Annotated in this window: 1 pseudogene; it reads left to right on the plus strand. The window is 79.6% G+C overall.

What is annotated here, in order from left to right:
• Positions 1-67 precede the first annotated feature (67 nt).
• A pseudogene (locus CKO13_RS12480) lies at positions 68-555 on the plus strand (2-succinyl-5-enolpyruvyl-6-hydroxy-3-cyclohexene-1-carboxylate synthase); the annotation flags it as partial.

Consider the following 555-nt stretch of genomic DNA (forward strand, 5'->3'; position numbering starts at 1 on the left):
GTCTTCATGGGGTGCTCGCCGGAGCGGCTCTTCCACCGCGAGGGCGGGAGCGTCGGTACGCCCGCCGGTGCTCCTCGTCGCCGGGCAGCTCGAGGCCGCGGAGGCCGAGGCGGCGCTCGCCTGCGCCGAGGCGGCCGGGATCCCCATCCTCGCCGACATCGGCAGCCAGCTGCGGCTGCTCGACCACCCACTGGTCATCGGCGGCGCCGAGCTGCTCCTCGCCGCGCCGGCCGGCCGCCGGGCCCTGGAGGCCGCCGGGCACGTCATCCAGCTCGGCGGCCGGCTCACGGGCAAGCGCCTGCCGCAGTGGCTCGCCGAGCGCCCGGGGCCCTACTGGCTCGTCAGCCGCCACGCCGGCTACCTCGACCCCCACTGGCGGGCCGAGCCCATCCAGGCGGAGATCCCGGCGTTCTGCCGGGCGCTGGCGCCCCCGCCCCAGGGGCCGCTGCCCGGGCTCGAGGCGGCCCGCGCCGAGGTCGCCGGGCGGACGCAGCGCGCCCTCGCCGAGGGCTTCGGCGAGCCGCAGGCCGCCCGCCAGATCGCCGCGGCCCTACC

It is taken from the genome of Halorhodospira neutriphila, from assembly GCF_016584055.1.
GTDB lineage: Bacteria > Pseudomonadota > Gammaproteobacteria > Nitrococcales > Halorhodospiraceae > Halorhodospira > Halorhodospira neutriphila.